The organism is Terriglobia bacterium (assembly GCA_020073085.1).
GTDB lineage: Bacteria > Acidobacteriota > Terriglobia > JAIQFV01 > JAIQFV01 > JAIQFV01.
Genome location: JAIQFV010000008.1, coordinates 12,570 through 32,041, shown reverse-complemented (window position 1 = coordinate 32,041; position 19,472 = coordinate 12,570). Strand labels below are relative to the sequence as shown.

Sequence of the window (19,472 nt, the reverse complement as noted above, 5' to 3'; positions counted from 1 at the left end):
GGCAGAGGGCGAATTCAGGCAACGAGAGCGTTGGGGTCAAACTTCAGGTGACTTCCATCAACTGGTCGGGCCCGTCAGGTCAGAGCTTACATTCAGGCAGGTCGCAATGGCAGCGAGCGCAAGGCATCCTGCAAAAACCACATATGATAAAACACATCATTCATTTAAGTCAACCCACACGCTCTTCGTCTGGGTGTACAGATCGAGTGCCCCCATACCGAGTTCGCGCCCAAATCCGGACTGTTTATAGCCTCCAAAAGGCATGGACGGATCATACACATTATAAGTATTGATCCAGACAGTTCCGGCCTTTAGTTCCCGGGCCACGCGATGGGCTTTCTTGATATCGCGCGTCCATACGGCGGCGGCCAGCCCGTACATGGTCGCATTCGCCTGACTCAAGCCATCGTCGACATCTTTAAAGGAGAGCGTGGCGAGTACCGGGCCAAAAATCTCCTCTCGCGCGATGGTCATCTCCGGATGAACCCCGTCAAAGATTGTGGGCTGGAGAAAACTCCCTTTGCCGTTGACCTGTGCCCGTTCGCCGCCGGTCACCAGGCGTCCCCCTTCATTTTTTCCCAATTCGATATAACGCATGACCGAGCGGAGCTGACCCTCGCTGACCAGGGCCCCCAACCGAGTTTTGGGGTCGAGGGGATCGGCCGGCTGCAACTTCCTGGTCCGGGCGATGAGCTTCTCCATCAACTGATCATGGACCGACTCCTCGACGAAGAGGCGGGAGCCGGCGGCACACACTTCACCTTTCCCATAAAATATTCCCAGGTAAGCACCCCGGGCGGCGGCATCCAGATCTGCGTCAGCGAAGACGATATTGGGCGATTTTCCGCCAAGTTCCAGCGAGACTTTTTTCACTGTACCGGCCGCTTTTCGCATGACCTCGCGGCCGACTTCAGTGGAGCCTGTAAAAGCGATCTTGTCCACCCCCTTGTGCTCGACCAGGGCATCCCCCACGGTCGCGCCCTTGCCGGTGATCACGTTGAACACGCCGGGAGGAACGCCGGCTTCCTGCGCCACGGCCGCCAGCTTGAGTGCTGTGAGGGGTGTCAGCGAAGCGGGCTTATGAATGACCGTGTTGCCCGCGGCCAGGGCCGGCGCAATCTTCCAGCTCGCCAGAAGAAGCGGAAAATTCCAGGGAGTGATCGCCGCCACTACTCCTACGGGTTCCCGCAAGGTGTAATTGAAATAGTTGCCCTTTGCGGGAATCGTCTCACCGAGAATCTTCGTCGCCGACCCGGCGTAATATTGAAACACCTCAACCACCATCGGCATATCCACATAGCGCGACTCAAAGATGGGTTTGCCGTTATCCAGCGTCTCGAGCCGCGCAAACTCGTCAATGTTTTTCTCAATCAGGTCGGCCATCTTCCAAAGCAACTTGCCTCGATCCGCGGCGCTCATCTTCTTCCAGGCATTTCCTCGCTCGTCGAAGGCCCGCCGAGCCGCCGCCACCGCCGCGTCGACGTCCTCTACTTCAGCCGAGGCGATGGTCGTGATGACTTCTTCGGTGGCCGGATTGGTCGTCTCGAAGGTCTTTCCTGCCGCGCCATCGCGCCACTCACCGGCGATGAAGAGTCGCTGGGCTTGAATTGCTGGGACCGAAGCTGCGCTCATAAGAGGCTCCTTTACGACTGAGGAATTCTGTGTGAATTCGATTGGATCTGCATTATACCATTGGATATTGGCCACTGCACGGGCGGGAGAGAGCGCCGATTCGAATGAAACATTAAGACAGCCCGAATTGCGGTGAAATGACTATGAGATGATCGGCTCCCCTCGTTCCTCCGTTGTGCCGAGGTGAAGTGGAGCTGGGGCGACAGGAGCAATCAGAAAATCGAGACTCTCGCCAATTCGACAAAGTCAGGTCTCGGTTGAAATCTCCTCTTTAACGATCGGATGGTGTCGTGGTCTTAACCTGCGAGATGACCTGCTGGATCTCTCCCGCCGCGCGTTGGCGGTGGAACAGAAAATGCAGCAAGAACATGAATGCGAGAACTCCTCCGAAGGTGCAGACGATTGTGGCCCCCGTCGGCAGATCGAGTTCGACCGAGAAATACACTCCAAGTGCAGAAACCAGCGTCCCCATTGTCCACCCAATGGCCAACCGGCGGCCGATCCGGTCTGCGAACAACATGGCTCCGACAGAGGGCACGATCAGATAACAGAAAACCAGCAATACCCCTGCAATGGCCACAGAGGAAGTGACAACGAATCCGAAGGAGGCGTAGAACAGAAAATCCCAGAAGCGAGTTGAAATGCCTTGAGCTTCTGCAGCTGCAAGATTAATCGAAATCAGCAGGAACTTCTTCCGGAAGACAAAGTGGAATAAACCGATCGCTCCATAGAGCAGCGCGGTCTTGCCGACCTCCCGACCCGAAACCGCCAGAATATTCCCGACGAGCATGTCCTTAAGGTGCTCAGTCTCTCCGGTGGCCTTGCTCATGGCCAGGATAGCCGCAGCAGAGGCGACAGCATAAGCAATCCCGATGATGGCTTCCTGGGGGATGCGCGCATGTCGAACCCGAAGAAGCGAAAAGACAATTGCCCCCAGAAACGTGAAAGCCAGGCTGAGCCAGTACGCCCCCGTTCCATGAGGGTCCATTCCCATGAGGATGGCCACTATGGCCCCAAGCGCTGCAATCTGGGCCAAGGCGAGGTCAACGAAGATGACCCCGCGCTCGACGACGTGCACGCCCAGATAAGCATGGATGCCTGTCAAAATCAAACTCGCCAGAAACGGCATTAACAAAAATGGAAGAATCTCCATTGGACCTCCTCGATAGAGTCCTATTGGGCCGCCTTAAACGCTTTCGTAAGCAATGCCACATCGTAATCGAAAAGTTTGAAGTAATCGGTCACCTCCTTCTCACCTCCCACCGATGGCAACAGGACGACCACCTGGGCTCCGGTCTGGCTCGCGATACTGTTGGGCGTCTTTAGATCGAAGTACGGTTCCACCATAATCACCTTCACGCTCTCGCGGCGCATCATTCCAATCAGGTCCAGCGTGTGGCCGGGGCTGGGCGGGATACCCGGCCGCGGCTCCACAAAGTTGACCACGTTCAGGCCGAACCGCTTCGTGAAGTTGGGCCAGGAGCGGTGATAGGTGATCACTTTGCGCCCGCGAAATGGCCTCATTTGATCGTCCCAGTTCTTCTCCGCCACGGTGAGGCGCTGGCTGAAGGACTGGAAGCGTTGCTCGAAAAAAACCTTGTCTTCAGGTCTTATTTCCGCCAGCCTCTGTTGAATTCCGCGGGCGATGCGGCGGCCGTTTTCCGGTTCGAGCCAGTAGTGCGGATTCCCCAGGGGATGCACATCGCCCATGGCCCGCGTGACCGTGCCCGTGGGAATCTCCAGGATTTCCGCGAACTGGGAAGCATCCAGGTAGCCAGGGGCTCCGACTTGAATGCGGGGGTTGCCCGACTGCGTGATGAGCGGCGGCAGCCAGCCGATTTCCAGTTGAAGTCCCACCACGATGAGCAAGTCGGCCTTGCGCAGTTTCAACAGGAAGCTGGGCTTGGCCTCCACGTAGTGCGGATCCTGATATCCGCGGGCAATCGATTCCACTTCAATGTGGTCGCCCCCCACCTCTTCCGCAAGCACCGCCATGTCTGTCGTCGCTGTGACGACCTTCAGTTTTGCCGCGGCTTTCGCCGGTGAGGAAAGGAGCATTGATAGCGCTGCCGCTACCATAAGCATCAAGAATACGGGGAGGAACTGATTGATTCGTTGGATCATGGGGTCTCCTAGAATGGGTGGGCGCCATGCGCCCCAAGAGAAAATTGAAGTTGAAAACGTAACTCATTCCCGTCGCGGCCTTCGGCATAATGGGCAAACCGATATTGTCCGCGGATTTGACTGAACTCACTGGGCCAGTAGGTCAGGATGGTTGAAAACCCGCTGTCAATCAGATTCGCATTGTTTGACCGGGCGGAGCGATCATAACGTCCGCCGATAAACCATCGCCTTGCAAGTTGATAGTCGCCGGAAGTGTAAAGGCCAAAGGCTCGCTGGACGTTTCCTGTCTGTTGCCGCTGGCTCCAAATGAGTTCAGTGCGTCCCACGAAGGAATGATAGATGGCCCGTCGCAATGGCTTCCAGTGCACAGTGGCGTCCATTCCGTAAAGTTGGGTGAGAAATCCACTACCCAACTCATTGTGACCCCGGGCATAAGACAATCCCAGATCCAAGTTTGTGGATTCGGTCAGGTCGCGGTACCCTCGAAGGTGTCCCACCAGACTGACATCCCGATTTCGGCTGGATTTGAAGACATCAGCGGAATCCCCGCGGAAGACCTGCAATGTTCCTTCCAGAAGAATATCCCTGGGTGCGGGAAGGATCCGGGTCACAGAAAGGCCCGCGTCGTTGATTCCATCTTCACCTCCCACAAGGCTCCCGGTGACTAGAGGCCGATCAGTCCAGGGCAAGACGTGGTTGTGCAAGGTATTCACCTTGCCGAAAGCCGCACGCATCTTACCGGCTCTGACGACCAGTCCTGCTGGCAGTGAGGTGAAGGTTAAGAATCCTTCTTCGAGGTTCACACCTTCCTCGCCGAAGGAAAGGAAGAAATCGGCACGCGCGTAGGGATCGACGATGGCCTGAAACCCCACCTCGGATTCGTGCATCTCCAGTGTGGGAACGGGGTTCAAGGGATTCCTGCCGATGGAACCGAGGAAATCCCCAATCACACTGATGTCGGGGTTCAGTGCCTTTGCAGCGGCGCTGGAACCTCCATAGACGGGAATCTGGCCAGCAGATTCTCCGGACAGGGTAGGCGTGGTCGGAATAGTCTGGGGAGTCGGTGGTAACTGAGCCGGCGGGGGCGCCTGCGGCTCAACTCCTTGCAGCACGGGCGCCGTCGGGACGTTTCGGGCCACCGCGGCCAGGATGGCCTTGAGGTCTTTGATCTCTGACTCCAAGGCCTTGATTCGCTCTTCGTTGGCCTTCAGCCGTTCTTGGATGTCGTCTTTGGATTGCGCCCAGAGCATTGTCGAGGTGAGCAAGGCCAAGCAGGCGAAAACCTTCAGTAGTCGCATGACACCCTCCAAGTAGTACTTATAGAATTGTGAGGTGGAATTCCCACGGGTGCGCCGTGTCACTACTTTAAAGTAGTGAAAAAGGACCGACTAGCAGAACGGAGGTGCGCGTCCACGCGTGACAGCCGGGGCGTGGGAATGGAAGCCACCGGGTGAAGACGCAAGCGACAAGGAGATTGCCGGGGCAGGCTCGGGAGCGGAAAAGTAGGCCGGGGGACCGGCAGCGAGATGCCGGGCGGCCCGACAAGTCATGCAGAGAAGAGTGCTCGGAACAGGGGAATGCGATCGTCGGCCGAGTTCATGAACAGCGGTCGTTGGAGGAACCCATCCCTCCATTTCATGGCGATGCAGCGTAATGACACAAAGCAGATTGAGCTGCATCAACAACAGAAAACAGGAAGTAACCCGCTTAGGAGATCGGTGCTTCAAGCGTTTACTCGCCATTCGTCCATTTTATCAAAGCTGTTTGACGTTGTCACAAAGTACCGAGATTCAAGAATACGGGCCGGTTGACAGCGATTCAATAGCCGGGCTCTCACCGCCTCATGTTTCACCTTCATGGGAGGGCCGCCGAGTGACCTCCGTGCTCCTCAAACACTCGAATTATGCCGTGAAGGAGGGATACACCACAGGCACGCGATTGATACGGGGCTGTTCGATTGTAGGGTGTCCTAAGAAAGTGGCCATCTTGTCTGTGGGCCACAGAGCCTTCGTCGTATGAGAAATAAACGGTCAAAAAGGGGGACCACGCCTGGTAGCGGCAGTCCCCATTTTTCCCATGATTCCGCGTCAGGTACCTCTCTCCACTACCGCGGTCTAAAAGTGAAAGCCCAGTTCGAGCGCTTCGGTGCGCGGCGTGACGAAGTGTGTGCCGCTGAAGGTAGACAAGTAGTTGTACAGTGCGGTCTTATTCATCAGGTTGATCACCGTAAAGCGCAAACTCCATTTGTGCCGGTCACCGTGAAAGAGGTTGTCAACGCCTAGTGCCACGTCAAACAGGTTCCGCCCTTTGATGCGAGCTGGATTGCGGTCGTCATCCTGGGTGCCTGGGGCTGGGATGTTGATTTGGGTCGATCCGTATGCGGACGGCGCGCAGCTTGTCAACGGCGCGGCCAGCGTCGGGAACACATTTCCGCAGAAAAGTCCCGCCTGAATCTGCTGGTCTGGTGTCAGGGCGGTGAGGTCGACCGGAGTGGTCGTATCCGTGGCAAAGGGAACGGCGCCGGCCACCAGGCCGCTGTCGTATCGCCAATTGAACCCGATCCAAGGGCCGGTACCCTTCCATTGGTACTGGACGTGTGTGCTCTGCTGGAACGCCTGGTCGTGGTCAATACGAAAAACGCCTGGCGGGGGTGGTTCGTTGAAAATCAGACCCCCGACTCCCGGTGGAAAGAACCGGTCACGCGAGGTTCCGAGGACGGTCACCAATGAAAATCCGTGGAAGTTCGGCATGCTCACGCGCACGGCGACTCCATCAATCTTCGATTTTGCCCACTGAACGGGGAAGGTCAGGGGTGTGCTGAATAAGACGCCAAAGTCATAGTCGGGAGTGGTGTATTTCCAATAATAATCCGCTGCCACGACGAGGTGTTTTCCGAACGCCTGCTCGATCCCCGCGCTAAGCAGATTGCGATAACCCGGCTTGGGGGGTATTGCGCCACCCCCGGGGCCACCCAATCCACCAATTCCCGTCGAACCGGAAAGCAGCAGGTTCTCGTTGTACGGAGTGACAATGGCCCGCCCATAGCCCAGGCGCAGCAGTGTGTTGGTTTTTTTGATGTTGTAAGCGAGGGCAAGGCGTGGCTCCGGCGCCGAGGCGCTGCTCAGTCCGCGGTAAAAGTCGCCGCGGAGGCCCAGGTTGAAGGTCCAGTTCCTGACGGTAATTGCGTCCTGAACATACAGGGAAGTTTCTTTGATGTCCGTGTGGTCGTTGAAGTTTAGCAGGCTGCCGGCGCGAGACAAGTCGAATGGCAGGAGCCCCGGCAAGAAACCGTCATTTGTAGTGTCCCCCGGGTTAACCGTCGAACATCGGGTGGGATCGACCGGGGTTGGATTCGAGTCCGCCCCGCCTGAGGGAAGCAGGCAGGGTGCGTTGAACCTCGGATCTGTGAGGCCCAAACTGAACTTCTCGTTCAGTAACCAGTGTTGAAATTGCACACCCACCTTAATGTTGTGCGCACCCTTCACGTAACTGAGATCGGAACGCACTCCGAGGTTGGTGAGATGCCTGCTTTGAGCGAGCGTCGCGGGCAGGTCCGAGAAGACATCCGCGCTCGGATAATAGTGATAGCGATCCTGGCGCACAAAAGCGCCCACCGTCAGGGCCGTATTCGCATTAAATACGTGCGTCCATGCGGGCGCGAAATTGAACGTGTTGATGAGTGCTCGCTGGTCCTGCCCCGCGGTCACCTGATCGAACTGATTGGGCTGCTGGAACCAGGAGCGGGCATAATTCAGGTTCACGTGGAAGGTGTCTTGCGTGCTGGGCTGAAAATCCACGCGGTCGAAAATGTTCTCGGAATTTCCTTTGGCGTGGATCACTTGCAACTCGGGGGGATCGAGAAAGCGGCCGGACTGGAGCCCGTTTACGGTTATAAAGTTTCCCCATCGTTGGCTGCCGACGGCGAAGTTGAAGCCAACATTGCTCGTCCCGAACGAGCCATACGAAGCATTCACGTCGCCTGTCGGCCGCAGGTTAAGACCCGAGCGTGTCGTCACGTTGACGATCAAGGTGGTCTTGTCGCCATACTCGGCCGGAGGAATCCCGTTTACGGCTTCAAGAGATTGCACCGACCCCACTGGGATCTGGTTGGAGAAGGACTTGCTTTGCTGGTCAGTGATGGGCTGTCCGTCTACCGAGAAGGCGTTTTCTTGATGCTCCCCCAGACCGTGCATGAAGCCATTGGAATCGGCGGCCACGCCCGGAGTCGCAAATGTGATCAGAGAGCTGATTGAGGACGAGGCGCTTTCCAACGGCATCTTCGAAAACAGGTTGCGATCCACATCCGTGTGGGCCGTCGGGTCGTTTTCGACCAAGTCTCCCGCCTCGCTTTGGACAGTCATTGTGGTTTCTGCCGTTGCCAACTTCAAGTTCACTTCGAGATTTATCGTCACCAGCGAGCGCACATCGATATCCTGCGTGTACGACGCGAAACCAGGGGCCGTCACTAGCAGGTGATACGGATTGAATGGTATGGTCGTGAAACGAAATTTCCCTTCTCTGTCGGTGGTTGCGCTTCGCTCAAAATGGCTTAGCGGATTGTGAATTTCGACTGTGGCGTTTGGTACGACACCCCCTGAAGGATCTTTGACTACACCCTCGAGGGTCCCTGAAGACTGTGCCCAAGAACTAAGGGTCCCGAAAATGAGCCCAATGGAAAGCGTGAAAAAGAGAATGTGCTTCTGCATATGAAATCTCCAATCCAATCATCAAAAAATGATATGTGAATACAGCCCGCGGGTGAAAGCGCCTGGCGCTTTTCATTTGAGGCTGCGTTGAAAAGAGTCAAATTGGAATTGATTAGAGATTCAAGGGAGGGGGCCCACGGGTGGTATGGGAAAAAACACAGAGGGCGGAGGATCCTTCCGCCTCGAGCTCCCGCGCTGCCAACACCTCAGGAATGCGGACTATCAGATAGGTTTGGACCGCCGCAAGGCTGTGATACGTCTGTCCAGTCCTGCATAACCCGCAATCCGAGTGAGGCGTAGGGGAGGTTGCTGACGTTGTGCTGTTAAACGCCGTGTGTTGGGATCGGAACAAACTCGGAAGGTGCAGGTAATAGTGAGCATCGAGCGCAAACTGCACCACCACAATCTGCGCAATGAGTGCTCCGATCAGCAGCCTGCCTCTGTGCTTTGATTTCATAGTTTCCCAAACAGGCCGGAAGTAACGTGTGGATGCCACCACACGAAACAAAACAGCGTCAATGACAACGTCCCTGATCCTGGATTTCAAATCAGGACATCTGCCTACTGATCAGGTCTGTGGGTAGTAAGATCTTAATACTCCACCCGGATCTGCTGGCAGCAAATGCTGATTCGCTCCCCCCTCAAACCTTCAGTACATCATCCTTGCGGGCAACGAGGGCATACAGAACCGGGGCGAGAAAGATGGACAGAAGCAGGCGCGAAATCATCCCGCCGACGATGACGATGGCGAACGGCTTCTGCGAATCGCTGCCGATCCCGGTCGACATGGCGGCAGGAAGAAGACCGAAGCAGGCAACCAGCGCGGTCATCAGAATGGGGCGGAGCCTCAGGAGGGAGGCCTCATAAGTCGCCGTGAGGGGGTCCTTCCCTTCGAGGCGAAGCTTGTTGATGAAAGAGTAAAGAATCACGCTGGTTTGGACGGCGACACCCATCAGGGCGACAAATCCAAGCCCCGAGGAAACGCTGAAATCCGTTCCCGTCAGCTTGAGGGCCAGCAAGCCGCCGACCGGCTGGGTAACGAGCACGCTGAACATGATGATCAAGGGGAATTTCATGTTGCCGTAAAGGGCAAAGAGAATGAGCAGGATGATGAGCACCGTCAGAGGAACGATGATCTTCATCTGGGAGCGCGCCGCCAGGTACTCCTTATATTCGCCCCCCCAATCGAACGAATAACCGATCGGAAGCTTGACCTGCTGGTCCACCTTTTTTCGCGCTTCTCCGATGGCGCTCGCAAGGTCCCGGCCCTCCACACTGAACTGAATCCCGACGTAACGCGAGTTCGATTCGCGGTAGATGAAAGAAGCGCCGTTACTGACTTGAATATCAGCAAACTGGCTCAAAGGAAGATGCTGGCCGTCGGGGGTGGCGATCAGCAGGTTCCGAATGGCGTCCATGTTTTCCCGGAATGGCTCCTGCATCCGGACAACCAGGTCAAATTGGCGTTCTCCCTGGATGACTTGGCTGGCCGCTTTTCCCCCAATCGCCGTCTCAATCAGCGTGTTAATGTCGCCGACGTTGAGCCCGTAACGCGCGATCTTGTCCCGGTCGGGCACGATAAGGAGGCTGGGCTGACCCAGTTCCTGGACAATGCTGATATGAGTGATTCCCGGCACTTGGGAAATGATGCGTTTGACCTCCTTGGATTTCTCTTCGAGAGTGGCCAGATCCGTGCCAAAAATCTTGACCGCCAGGGCACTCTTCAATCCGGTTTCAGCCTCATCCACGGCGTCCTCGGCCGGTTGCGTGTAATTAAAGATGACCCCGGGAAAGGCAGACAGTTTTTCCTGGATGGCGTCGATCAATTTCGGTTTGGTCCGAATTTCACCCCGCCATGAAGCGTCATCGTAAGGCTTCAAACCGACGTAAAACTCGTTGTTGAAGAACCCGATGGGATCTGTGCCGTCGTCCGGCCGGCCCAGCTCGTTGGCGACCGTGGTGACTTGCGGAAAGCTCATCAGGATGTTCCGGATCTGGGGCGACAACTTCGCAGCCTCATCGAAGGAAATCGTGTAGGGTGTTGTGGCCCGGACCCATAAGGCCCCTTCGTCCAGATGAGGCATGAATTCCGCGCCGATGAAAGGGATCAGGAGCAGGGAGGCTCCAAAAATTCCCACGCAGATCAAGGTGGTGACCGCGCGATGCCTCAGACACCAGCCCAGCGCCACCCCGTAAGAATTCCGAATGCGTTCGTAGATCTTCACGTCCGGCTCTTTGATATGTTTCTTTAGAAGGAAGGCACACAGGACAGGGAGCAAGGTCAGCGAGCAGATCAACGACCCCACCAGGGCAAAAGACATGGTGTCGGCCATCGGCTGAAACAGCCTGCCGGCGGGCCCGGTCAGCGCGTAAATGGGCAAATAGCCTGCAATGATCACGGCAATGGCATAGAAAATCGGGCGTTCCACATCCCGCGCCGCCGCGCGGATGACATCGATCAGGTGGTACTCCTGTCCGCGGCGCGCCGCGAGTTCGCGAAAGATATTCTCCACCATGACCACCGCGCCATCGACGATGATGCCGAAGTCAATCGCCCCGATCGAAAGCAGGTTGGCCGGAATGTGCCTCCAGTCCAAACAGATGAAGGAAAACAGGAGGGAAAAGGGGATGGTCACGGCCACAATCAACGCTGTGCGGAAGCTGAAGAGAAGCAGGCCCAGGATGACCAGGACCAGGACCATGCCCAGCAGGAGGTTTTTTTCCACCGTGCGGGTCGTTTCCTCGATGAGATAGTGCCGGTCGTAGAAGGGGACGACCTTCACATCCGGGGGAAGCACGTTCTTGTTTAGGTTTTCAGTGACCTGCTCCACCTTGTCAAGAATCACCTGCGCCTGCTCTCCCACCCGCATGAGAATCACACCCTCAACCGCATCATCCTGCTTCATGTAACCGAACTGGCCCAATCGGACAGCGTGGCCAATCTCGACTTTGCCCACGTCGCGCACATAGGTGGGGACCCCGTTGTGCGTGGCGACGACGATGTTTCCGATGTCCTGAGGGGTCTTCACCAGGCCCAGGCCCCGGACATAGTAAAACTGGCCTCCGGATGAATAGAATCCTCCCCCCGCATTGGCGTTGTTATTGCCCAACTGCTGCACAACCTGGGGGACCGTGACACCATAAGAGAGGAGCTTGTTCGGATCCAGCAGGACGTGGTACTGCATCGTTGCCCCGCCAAAACCTGAATCATCGGCCACACCCTGGATGGCGCGATAATGCCGTTCCACCACCCAGTCCTCAAAGGTCTTCAATTCCTGAGGCGTTCGGTCGGGACTCTGGAGGACATAGCGATAAATCAATCCACTCGGGCTGAACAGGGGAGCGAGGGTGGGCTGAATGCCCGCCGGCACCGAGGCGTTGGGGAGTCTTTCGAAGGACTGCTCGCGTACAAAGTAGGGATCCGTGTTGTACTGGAAGTTCATCTGGACTGATGACAGTCCGTACAGGGAGATGGAGCGCAGTGCCTGCAATTGGGGGATGCCATTCATTTCCAATTCAATCGGGATGGTGATGAGGCGCTCCACCTCCTCGGCGGCGTGGCCGGGCCACTGCGTGATGATCTCCACGTGCGGCGGCGAAAGATCGGGATACGCATCAATGGGCAGCTTTTGAAACGAAATGACCCCCCAGATCATCAAGAAGATCATGGCCATGACGATGAGGAATCGCTGGGAAAGCGCGAAGGATACGATGCGATTGATCATAAGAATGTTTTTCGGAGCGCGAAGATCCTGACCGCCTTGAGAGGTGGAGGAACAGGATTGGGCTCACCCCTCCGAATCTTCCACAAGAACCTCTTCACTGCTGATAGGTGTTGGCAAACTGCAGGAAGAGGCTTCCCGCCGAGACGATCTTCTCCCCCTCCTTCAGTCCGTTCGTTATTTCGATTTGGTCTTTCTGTTGGGTCCCGATCGTGACCAGTCGTTGCGCAAACTTGTCGGCCCCTGCCTGGACATATACAAAGGGCTGGTTGTCGGCGTTGTACAAGACCGCGGAGGCAGGCGCGACAAGCACGTCTTTCTTGGTCTGAGTGTGGATGACGACGTCCATGAAGAGGTCCTTCTTCAAAAGCCCTTTGGGATTGCTCGTCACAATTCGGACGGGGGTGGTCCGGGTCGCAGGGTCCACCATTGCCCCGATGTACGAAATGACCCCGTGGAAGGCCTCGGGGAGGGCGGTGCTGGTTTCCTCCACGAGATCCCCCACCCGTACGGAGGTCAAATCCTTCTCATAAATGTGCCCCTGGACCCACACCGTCGACACATTGCTGATCAGAAAACAAGTCGTGGCCCCCGCTTGGATCAGTTGTCCTGGAAACACGAGTTTTTGAATCACCATTCCGCTGATGGGCGACCTGACGGCAAGTTGAGGACTAATCGAGACTCCCTGTTTTTCGCCTTCCTCGATCTCCTTTTGAGTAATCCCAAATATTCTCAATGCCTGGAGAGTGGTTTGCATCTGGGTCGCGGCGTCGTTATAGTCGGCCTGGGCCCCTTCGAGATCCTTTTGCGCGATGGCGTGATGGTCCAACAGGTCCCGACTCCGATTCAGGGTCGAGGTGGCCAAATTCAATCGGTTATGCGCCACTCGATAAGCTGCCACGGCGGTTGTCACGTCCGGGCTTGAAACCTCCAAGAGAGGCTGTCCCGCTTTGACGTAAGTTCCGGTATCCACCAGAATCCGGGTGATGGGTCCGCTCACCTGGGCGATCGCCTGGGTGGTGTGGTCATTGTCCCAATCGACGGTCCCCGTGGTGCGAATGGTAAGGGCCCACGTGGTCTTCTGAACCGGGAGGATTTGAAGATGGGGGAGCTGGTTCGCAGGAATGACGAACAGGCTCGGTTCGTTATTCTCAGGCTCGTGGCTCGCGGGACGCGTGGCTTCTTTTGACGTGCTGCAGGCTGAGGTGAATATCGCGAGGAGGCCCGAGAGCAGAAGCGCCGCGCATCGCTGCCTCCCGGCGGGGAGGATCGGCAACCCGGCAAGAAATCTCTGTTGAAGTTTTGTCATTGCAGCACCTGCTTTCCGACCACCAGGTTGATTTGTTCGGCGCTCAGCATGAACGCCGCGAGGGCCTGACGATAAGCGAGCTGAATGGCGCGGTAGCTGCGCTCCGCGTCGAGCAAATCAAGCAGGCTAGTGGCTCCCTTGCGGTAGGCGTAGTTGCTAATCTCGCGCGATTGCGTGGCCTGCCCTAGGTAGCCCGATTCATACAACGAGACGATGCGATCATTTGTCTTGAAACTGGAGTAAGCATTCACGACGTCAGTGAGCACGCCGACGCGTGTTGCGGACTGGGATTCCTCAGCCTGCCGAGCGGCCACCTTGCTGCGCGCGATCTCCCCCTGGTTGCGATCATGAACGGGGAGATCGATGGAAAAGCCAAATCCAACTCCATTGACCGGCCCGTTTCGCTTGTACTCCCATTCGCCCGTGAGATCGCGCGCACGGTTGCCGTACGCCAGAGAGACCGTGTCGTCAGCGAGCTTGACGGCGCTTTGGGCCGCCTGAAAGTCGGGACGCTCAAGCAAGGCCTGCCGCGCGAGTTCATCGGGTCCGAGGGTGTACTTCTTGTGGCCCAGTTCACCCAGCACATCAAAATCTTCGGCCACCGTTTCGTACCCGAGCAGTTGCCTTAACGCGGCTTTGCTCTGCACCAGGGCCAGATCCGCGCCCGAGACGTCCTGTTCGAGCTGAAGTTTCTGCAGGGCGATCTTCAAGTAGTCTGCCTCGGAGATATCCCCGGCATCAAGGCGGCTCTTGTTGATGGCCACGACCTCGGAGAAGTCTTTCAGATCCTCGTTCGAGAATTGGAGGTTGGATTTTGCGAGCAAGACGTTGACGAAAGCCTGCGCCACTTGAAATTTCAGTTGGCGTTCGAAATCGGAGACGCCTTTGGAAACGAGGTCCGTCGTATCCTGGGCCACCACGGTTCGTTTTTGGCGTTTTCCCCCCCGCTCAAAGGTGTAACTAATGGATTGGAGGAATTCTTGATTGTTCCGAAGATTGTCCCCGGTGAGCTGGCTGGGGTTGAAGATCGGAAAATCTTCGTTTGTGGTAGTGTACACGGGGTTCGGCTTCAACGACGCGGTGATTTCGTTCGCTTTCGACTGGTCGACATTCAGGCGTTGTGCCCGCATCGCCTGGTTGTGTTCCAACGCGAGCTGAATGGCCTCGCCCATGGCGATGACACGGATCGGCTTCGATGGAACGGGAGGCGACGGCGCTTGCGCCCGGAGGGGACTGCAGATCAGAAAAGGACCAAGAATGAATACCAAGGCCCTGAGGCGGTTTGCCCATGGGATCATGGACGGGTTCTCCTTGCAAAGCTGTTGCATTGGCAATAGCTTTCCTGCAAGCGGGTTACACATCTTGCAGTCAAAGATCGTTAGAGTTCAAATCGAAGAAGATCAGGGAATTAGCATGCAGATACGCGGGGGGGGCCTCTTTTTTGCATGGCCAGGCACAAATCCAGGAATGGAGTGACTCGATCGGAAGGTGTCAGCAGCAGGGAATTCACCAGGGAAGGGCTGATCAGGTGAACGATCGCCACCTGCTTGATCAGCGACTGCGACCATGCGCAGGCCAGACAAATGCCGTCCCCCTGGTTTGTTGCTGTTCCACGAAGGCTGGAAAATGAGGGGTGAGGGGATACAACAGTCCCGGCCGCCCCGGATGAGCTGGAAATTGCAGGAGCAACCTGGGACAAGTCAAGTCCCTGTTGGGTCAGGCAGGTGTGCTCCAGGGAGAGGGCAAATGAAAAGAACGAGAAGGCGCAAAGCACAAGGATGGAAATCATGCGCCGCTCTCTGCGGTACAAGGCCTTCGTCGTCGCTCTGGTATGCAATCTCATTCGGGACGCGTCATTCTATCAGAATGAAATTCTGAATATCAACTTCTATTCACAACAGCATGTTGATTCATAATGGAGGCGGTGGGGTTGCCTGGGGTTCCTCTTACCCGCAGAGTTGAGGCGGCCTCCAGGGGGTGTTTTGTTATAATGCCCGTTCAGGAGCGGTGGTCTGATTGAGCACCCTGAATGGAGAAATGCTGATTTTCATTTGGGCCCCAAGACGGCCTGCCCCGGACCGTTGAATTTGCAATCCTGAGTGCCGTTTCAAGGGCTCCATCTGGGACCCATCTTCGACTGAATCGCGAGACTCATGTTTCTCATATTTCTTCGACGATTTGCTTTCATGGGACTCAGCATCTTTGTTGTCGTCACCTTTATTTTCCTTCTCGTCCACCTTGTCCCCGGTGACCCCGTTCTTCAAATGTTGGGGGAAGGCGCCCAGCCCGTCGATGTCCAACAACTCCGGCACGCGCTGGGGTTGGATCAGCCCGTTTACGTCCAGTACATTCACTACGTGGGCAATCTGTTACACGGGAACCTCGGGACCTCATTTCGGTACCAGGAACCGGTCCTGAGAACCCTGCTCAGGCGCTATCCTGCCACGATGGAACTGAGTCTGGCGAGCCTGGTGCTCGCTTTGCTGTTCTCCATCCCGGCGGGCATCCACGCCGCCGTCAAATCGAATACCGGGCAAGATCGGTGGATCAGCTTTTTTTCACTGCTAGGACTTTCACTCCCCAACTTTGCCCTGGGGCCGCTGCTGATCCTGCTTTTTTCAATCCAGCTGATGTGGCTCCCGGTTTCCGGCATCGGAGGATTGAGCCATCTCGTCCTTCCGGCGGTCACCCTCGGGCTCGGGTTGGCGGCGGTGACGACGCGAATGGTTCGCTCGGCAATGCTCGAGGAACTCGGCCAGGATTATCTCCGGACCGCCTTATCCAAGGGATTGCCGCGGCGCACCGTCCTATACAAGCATGCCTTGAAGAACTCCATGATTCCGATTGTCACGGTGGTCGGGCTGCAATTTGGGAACCTGCTCGCCGGAACCTTTGTCACCGAATCCATTTTTTCCTGGCCCGGCATCGGTCGACTCACCCTCCAGGCGATCCAGTTTCGTGACTATCCTTTGGTCCAGGGATGCATCCTGGCGATCGCGCTGACTTACATTGGAGTGAACTTCCTGACCGACCTGGCTTATCTTCTTGTCGATCCGCGCATTCGAATCGAATGATGTCTCCTGACGTGATGTTCCCAAACAACCGGCTCGCTCTATTCAGCGCAGGGTTTGTCGCACTGCTGATTGTGGTGGCGATATGTGCAGGATGGATTTCGCCCTACGACCCGGCAGTTCAGGACCTCGCCAACCGTCTGAACGGCCCCTCGACCACCCATTGGCTGGGCAGTGACGAATTGGGCCGTGACGTCCTTTCCCGGGTGATCTATGGGACCCGCATTTCAATTACGGTCAGCGTGGCGGTCATGCTGGTGTCCTTCCTGATTGGGAGTTATCTCGGGGCCATCGGCGGATATTTCAACGGTTCACTGGACCTCGTTTTGAATATTGTGTTGATCAACAGTTTCATGGCCTTTCCCGGGGTCCTGCTGGCAATTGCCTTTATCGCCTTTTTGGGACCGGGGCTGTCGCGACTGATCCTGGCGCTTTGCCTGATCGGATGGATCGGATTTGCACGTCTCGCGCGCGCACAGTTTCTTAAGACGAAGGAAATGGATTTCGTCACAGCCGCCCGGGCTTCGGGCGCCTCCAGTGCGCGCGTGATCTTCATTCACATGGTTCCCAATACGATTCAGCCGATCGTGGTGCAGGCTTGCCTGGGCATGGCGAACACGATCCTTGCCGAGGCCACACTCAGCTTTCTTGGATTGGGTGTCCCCCCTCCAACCCCCAGTTGGGGCTCCATGTTGAATGATGGCCGTATCCACCTTTTCGACGCGCCCCATCTGGTCCTCTTTCCCGCCGTGGCGGTGATGCTGGCGGTCCTGGCGTTCAATTTTCTCGGCGACGCCTTGCGAGATTTCTTTGATACCAAGGGGTCGAAGCTGTAGTTCCTTTCTGTTTAACACGTAGGCTCAGACAACCTCAGTGTGTTGAAGAACATCTGGTTGAACCAGCCCGTGGTTCCGTAGGGCCGCAACACTCAGGGAGTGCCCTCCGGTAATTTCTGGGCAAACGGTTCGCTGAAATCCGCGTGGCTCTGGAAATTGTCTTTTTCGCAAAAGTCCAGTATAATGAGTGGTTTTTATTCGTCTGTTTCAAAGCATGCAAAACGACACCCGAAAACTCTTCCATTACGTTCGCAATTATCTGGCAATCTTCTTGCTGGCCGTAGTGCTGATGGCCGCAGTCGGCGCCTTTGAGGCCTTGGTCCCGCTCACGCTGAAAATCGTCTTTGATAAGATCCTCACTCCCACCCCTGTCGCTTCTGTTCTTCCGCTTCCCCTGCTCCACAAGACTGTTGATCTCATCTACCTGATTCCGCTGAGAAATTACTCGTTATGGCTGGGCGTGGCTCTTTTCATTGTGGGAACAGCTTTGGGCAAAGCCCTGTGTGACTATTCCGGGAATTACCTGATCAGTTTTGTGGGCCAGTCGGTGGTGATGAATCTCAGGAACGACCTGTATAAAAAGATCCTCAACCAACCGGCCTCGTTCTTTCATGGAAATTCGACCGGCCGGCTCATCTCTCGCGTGACCAACGATATTGAGAAAATTCAGAATGCCGCCTCCACAGTGATGGCAGACGCCTTGCGCCAGATTTTTACTTTGGTGGGGATGGTTTGTGTTCTGGTCTCTATGAATTGGTTGTTGGCCCTGGTGGCCGTGCTCCTGGCCCCCCTGGTGGCGCTCCCTTCGGTGAAGTTCGGACGGAAGATCCGCCGCACAACGCGCTCCAGCCAGGACAACATGGCGGACATTTCAAACATTCTCCACGAGACGATTACCGGCATACGGATTGTGAAGGCCTTCGTCATGGAGCGGTTTGAGTTCCTGAAGTTCAAGGAAGCCAGCCGGAAATTGCTGCATTTGAATCTCAAGTGGGTGCGCGTCCAATCGCTTTCATCCCCTTTAATGGAAGTGCTGGGAGCGGTCGTCATTGGCGGGTTGTTGTATTACGCTCAGACGGAAATTCACTCTGGAAGGATGACCCCGGGAACGTTTATTGCGTTCATGTTCGCGCTGTTTAAGATGTATGACCCGGTCCGGCGGATGAGCGGAATTAACAATGCGTTTCAGCAGGCCATGGGGTCGACCTCCCGCGTCTTTGAGTTCCTGGAGCTGCCGGAAGAAAAGGCCGACGACGCCAAAGCCCGACCCCTGGTCGAGTTCCGGGACCAAATTATTTTTGACAGGGTGAGTTTCAGCTACGACCACGAGGGGCCGATTCTAAAAGAAGTTTCCCTGACGGTGAAAAAAGGAGAAGTCGTCGCCGTCGTGGGTTCAAGCGGCTCCGGTAAGACCACATTGCTGAATCTGATCCCCCGGTTCTTTGAGGTGACCGGCGGGCACATCATGGTGGATGGAAGTGATATCCGTGAATTCACCCGGGAATCGCTCCGGGCTCATGTCGGCATCGTCACACAGGAGACGATCCTGTTTAACGATAGCGTACGCAGCAACATTGCCTATGGCCGTCCTCAGACCAGCCAGGAAGACATTGAGCAGGCTGCCCACACGGCCTTGGCCCACGATTTTATCCAGCAGATGCCAAAGGGATACGACACGGTGATCGGGGAGCGGGGACAGCGGCTTTCCGGTGGAGAGCGTCAGAGAATTGCGATCGCGAGGGCGATTTTGAAGAACCCTCCGATTTTGATCCTGGACGAGGCGACTTCAGCGCTTGACTCGGAATCAGAGCTTTACGTCCAGCGCGCCTTGGGAAACCTGATGAAAGGGCGCACGGTGTTTGTCATTGCCCATCGGCTGTCCACGGTCCGGAGCGCCGATAAAATCGTGGTGTTACAAGACGGCCAGGTTCAGGAAGTTGGGACCCATCAGGACCTGTTGGATCATGGCGGGGTCTACCAGCGTCTCTATGAGATTCAATTCGCCGAGACCGATTTCGCTCCGTGGGTGGAGGCAAGTTAGAAGAGACAGCGATCAGCTGTCAGCCTTCAGC

13 protein-coding genes are annotated in these 19,472 nt (G+C 56.3%); 3 read left to right on the top strand and 10 right to left on the bottom strand.

Annotation, left to right across the window (positions count from 1 at the left end):
• Nucleotides 1-156: 156 nt before the first annotated feature.
• From LAO21_09600 to LAO21_09555, 10 genes are all read right to left on the bottom strand, one after another.
• Nucleotides 157-1,632, bottom strand: coding sequence for an aldehyde dehydrogenase family protein (locus LAO21_09600; GenBank protein ID MBZ5552962.1), 1,476 nt, complete (start codon nucleotides 1,630-1,632; stop codon nucleotides 157-159).
• 271 nt (nucleotides 1,633-1,903) lie between these two features.
• Nucleotides 1,904-2,785 carry a metal ABC transporter permease gene (locus tag LAO21_09595; protein MBZ5552961.1) on the bottom strand — a complete coding sequence of 294 codons (882 nt, stop codon included), beginning with the start codon at nucleotides 2,783-2,785 and terminating at the stop codon, nucleotides 1,904-1,906.
• 20 nt (nucleotides 2,786-2,805) lie between these two features.
• The gene (locus LAO21_09590; GenBank protein ID MBZ5552960.1) at nucleotides 2,806-3,756 is read right to left on the bottom strand and encodes a metal ABC transporter substrate-binding protein; all 951 of its coding nucleotides are present in this window, start codon (nucleotides 3,754-3,756) and stop codon (nucleotides 2,806-2,808) included.
• An 8-nt stretch (nucleotides 3,757-3,764) separates the two neighbouring features.
• Nucleotides 3,765-5,054: a hypothetical protein gene (locus LAO21_09585; protein MBZ5552959.1), complete on the bottom strand. Its 1,290-nt coding sequence runs from the start codon at nucleotides 5,052-5,054 to the stop codon at nucleotides 3,765-3,767.
• A gap of 816 nt (nucleotides 5,055-5,870) precedes the next feature.
• Nucleotides 5,871-8,462, bottom strand: coding sequence for a carboxypeptidase regulatory-like domain-containing protein (locus tag LAO21_09580; GenBank protein MBZ5552958.1), 2,592 nt, complete (start codon nucleotides 8,460-8,462; stop codon nucleotides 5,871-5,873).
• Nucleotides 8,463-8,574: 112 nt separating this feature from the next.
• Complete coding sequence (locus LAO21_09575; GenBank protein MBZ5552957.1) at nucleotides 8,575-8,919, bottom strand: hypothetical protein; 345 nt, start codon at nucleotides 8,917-8,919, stop codon at nucleotides 8,575-8,577.
• A 184-nt stretch (nucleotides 8,920-9,103) separates the two neighbouring features.
• Nucleotides 9,104-12,187 (bottom strand): CusA/CzcA family heavy metal efflux RND transporter, encoded by a 3,084-nt coding sequence (locus tag LAO21_09570; GenBank protein MBZ5552956.1) that lies wholly within the window; start codon nucleotides 12,185-12,187, stop codon nucleotides 9,104-9,106.
• A gap of 94 nt (nucleotides 12,188-12,281) precedes the next feature.
• Nucleotides 12,282-13,493 (bottom strand): efflux RND transporter periplasmic adaptor subunit, encoded by a 1,212-nt coding sequence (locus LAO21_09565; protein ID MBZ5552955.1) that lies wholly within the window; start codon nucleotides 13,491-13,493, stop codon nucleotides 12,282-12,284.
• Nucleotides 13,490-14,791 carry a TolC family protein gene (locus LAO21_09560; GenBank protein ID MBZ5552954.1) on the bottom strand — a complete coding sequence of 434 codons (1,302 nt, stop codon included), beginning with the start codon at nucleotides 14,789-14,791 and terminating at the stop codon, nucleotides 13,490-13,492. The genes LAO21_09565 and LAO21_09560 overlap by 4 nt, the downstream gene beginning before the upstream one ends.
• A 110-nt stretch (nucleotides 14,792-14,901) precedes the next feature.
• Nucleotides 14,902-15,336, bottom strand: coding sequence for a hypothetical protein (locus LAO21_09555; protein ID MBZ5552953.1), 435 nt, complete (start codon nucleotides 15,334-15,336; stop codon nucleotides 14,902-14,904).
• A gap of 310 nt (nucleotides 15,337-15,646) precedes the next feature.
• Between LAO21_09555 and LAO21_09550 the strand changes: the two genes are divergently transcribed.
• From LAO21_09550 to LAO21_09540, 3 genes are all read left to right on the top strand, one after another.
• The gene (locus LAO21_09550; protein ID MBZ5552952.1) at nucleotides 15,647-16,567 is read left to right on the top strand and encodes an ABC transporter permease; all 921 of its coding nucleotides are present in this window, start codon (nucleotides 15,647-15,649) and stop codon (nucleotides 16,565-16,567) included.
• Entirely contained in the window at nucleotides 16,567-17,400 is an 834-nt protein-coding gene (locus LAO21_09545) for an ABC transporter permease (GenBank protein MBZ5552951.1), read from the top strand. The genes LAO21_09550 and LAO21_09545 overlap by 1 nt, the downstream gene beginning before the upstream one ends.
• 214 nt (nucleotides 17,401-17,614) lie before the next feature.
• Nucleotides 17,615-19,441 (top strand): ABC transporter ATP-binding protein/permease, encoded by a 1,827-nt coding sequence (locus LAO21_09540; GenBank protein ID MBZ5552950.1) that lies wholly within the window; start codon nucleotides 17,615-17,617, stop codon nucleotides 19,439-19,441.
• The last annotated feature ends 31 nt before the right edge of the window (nucleotides 19,442-19,472 follow it).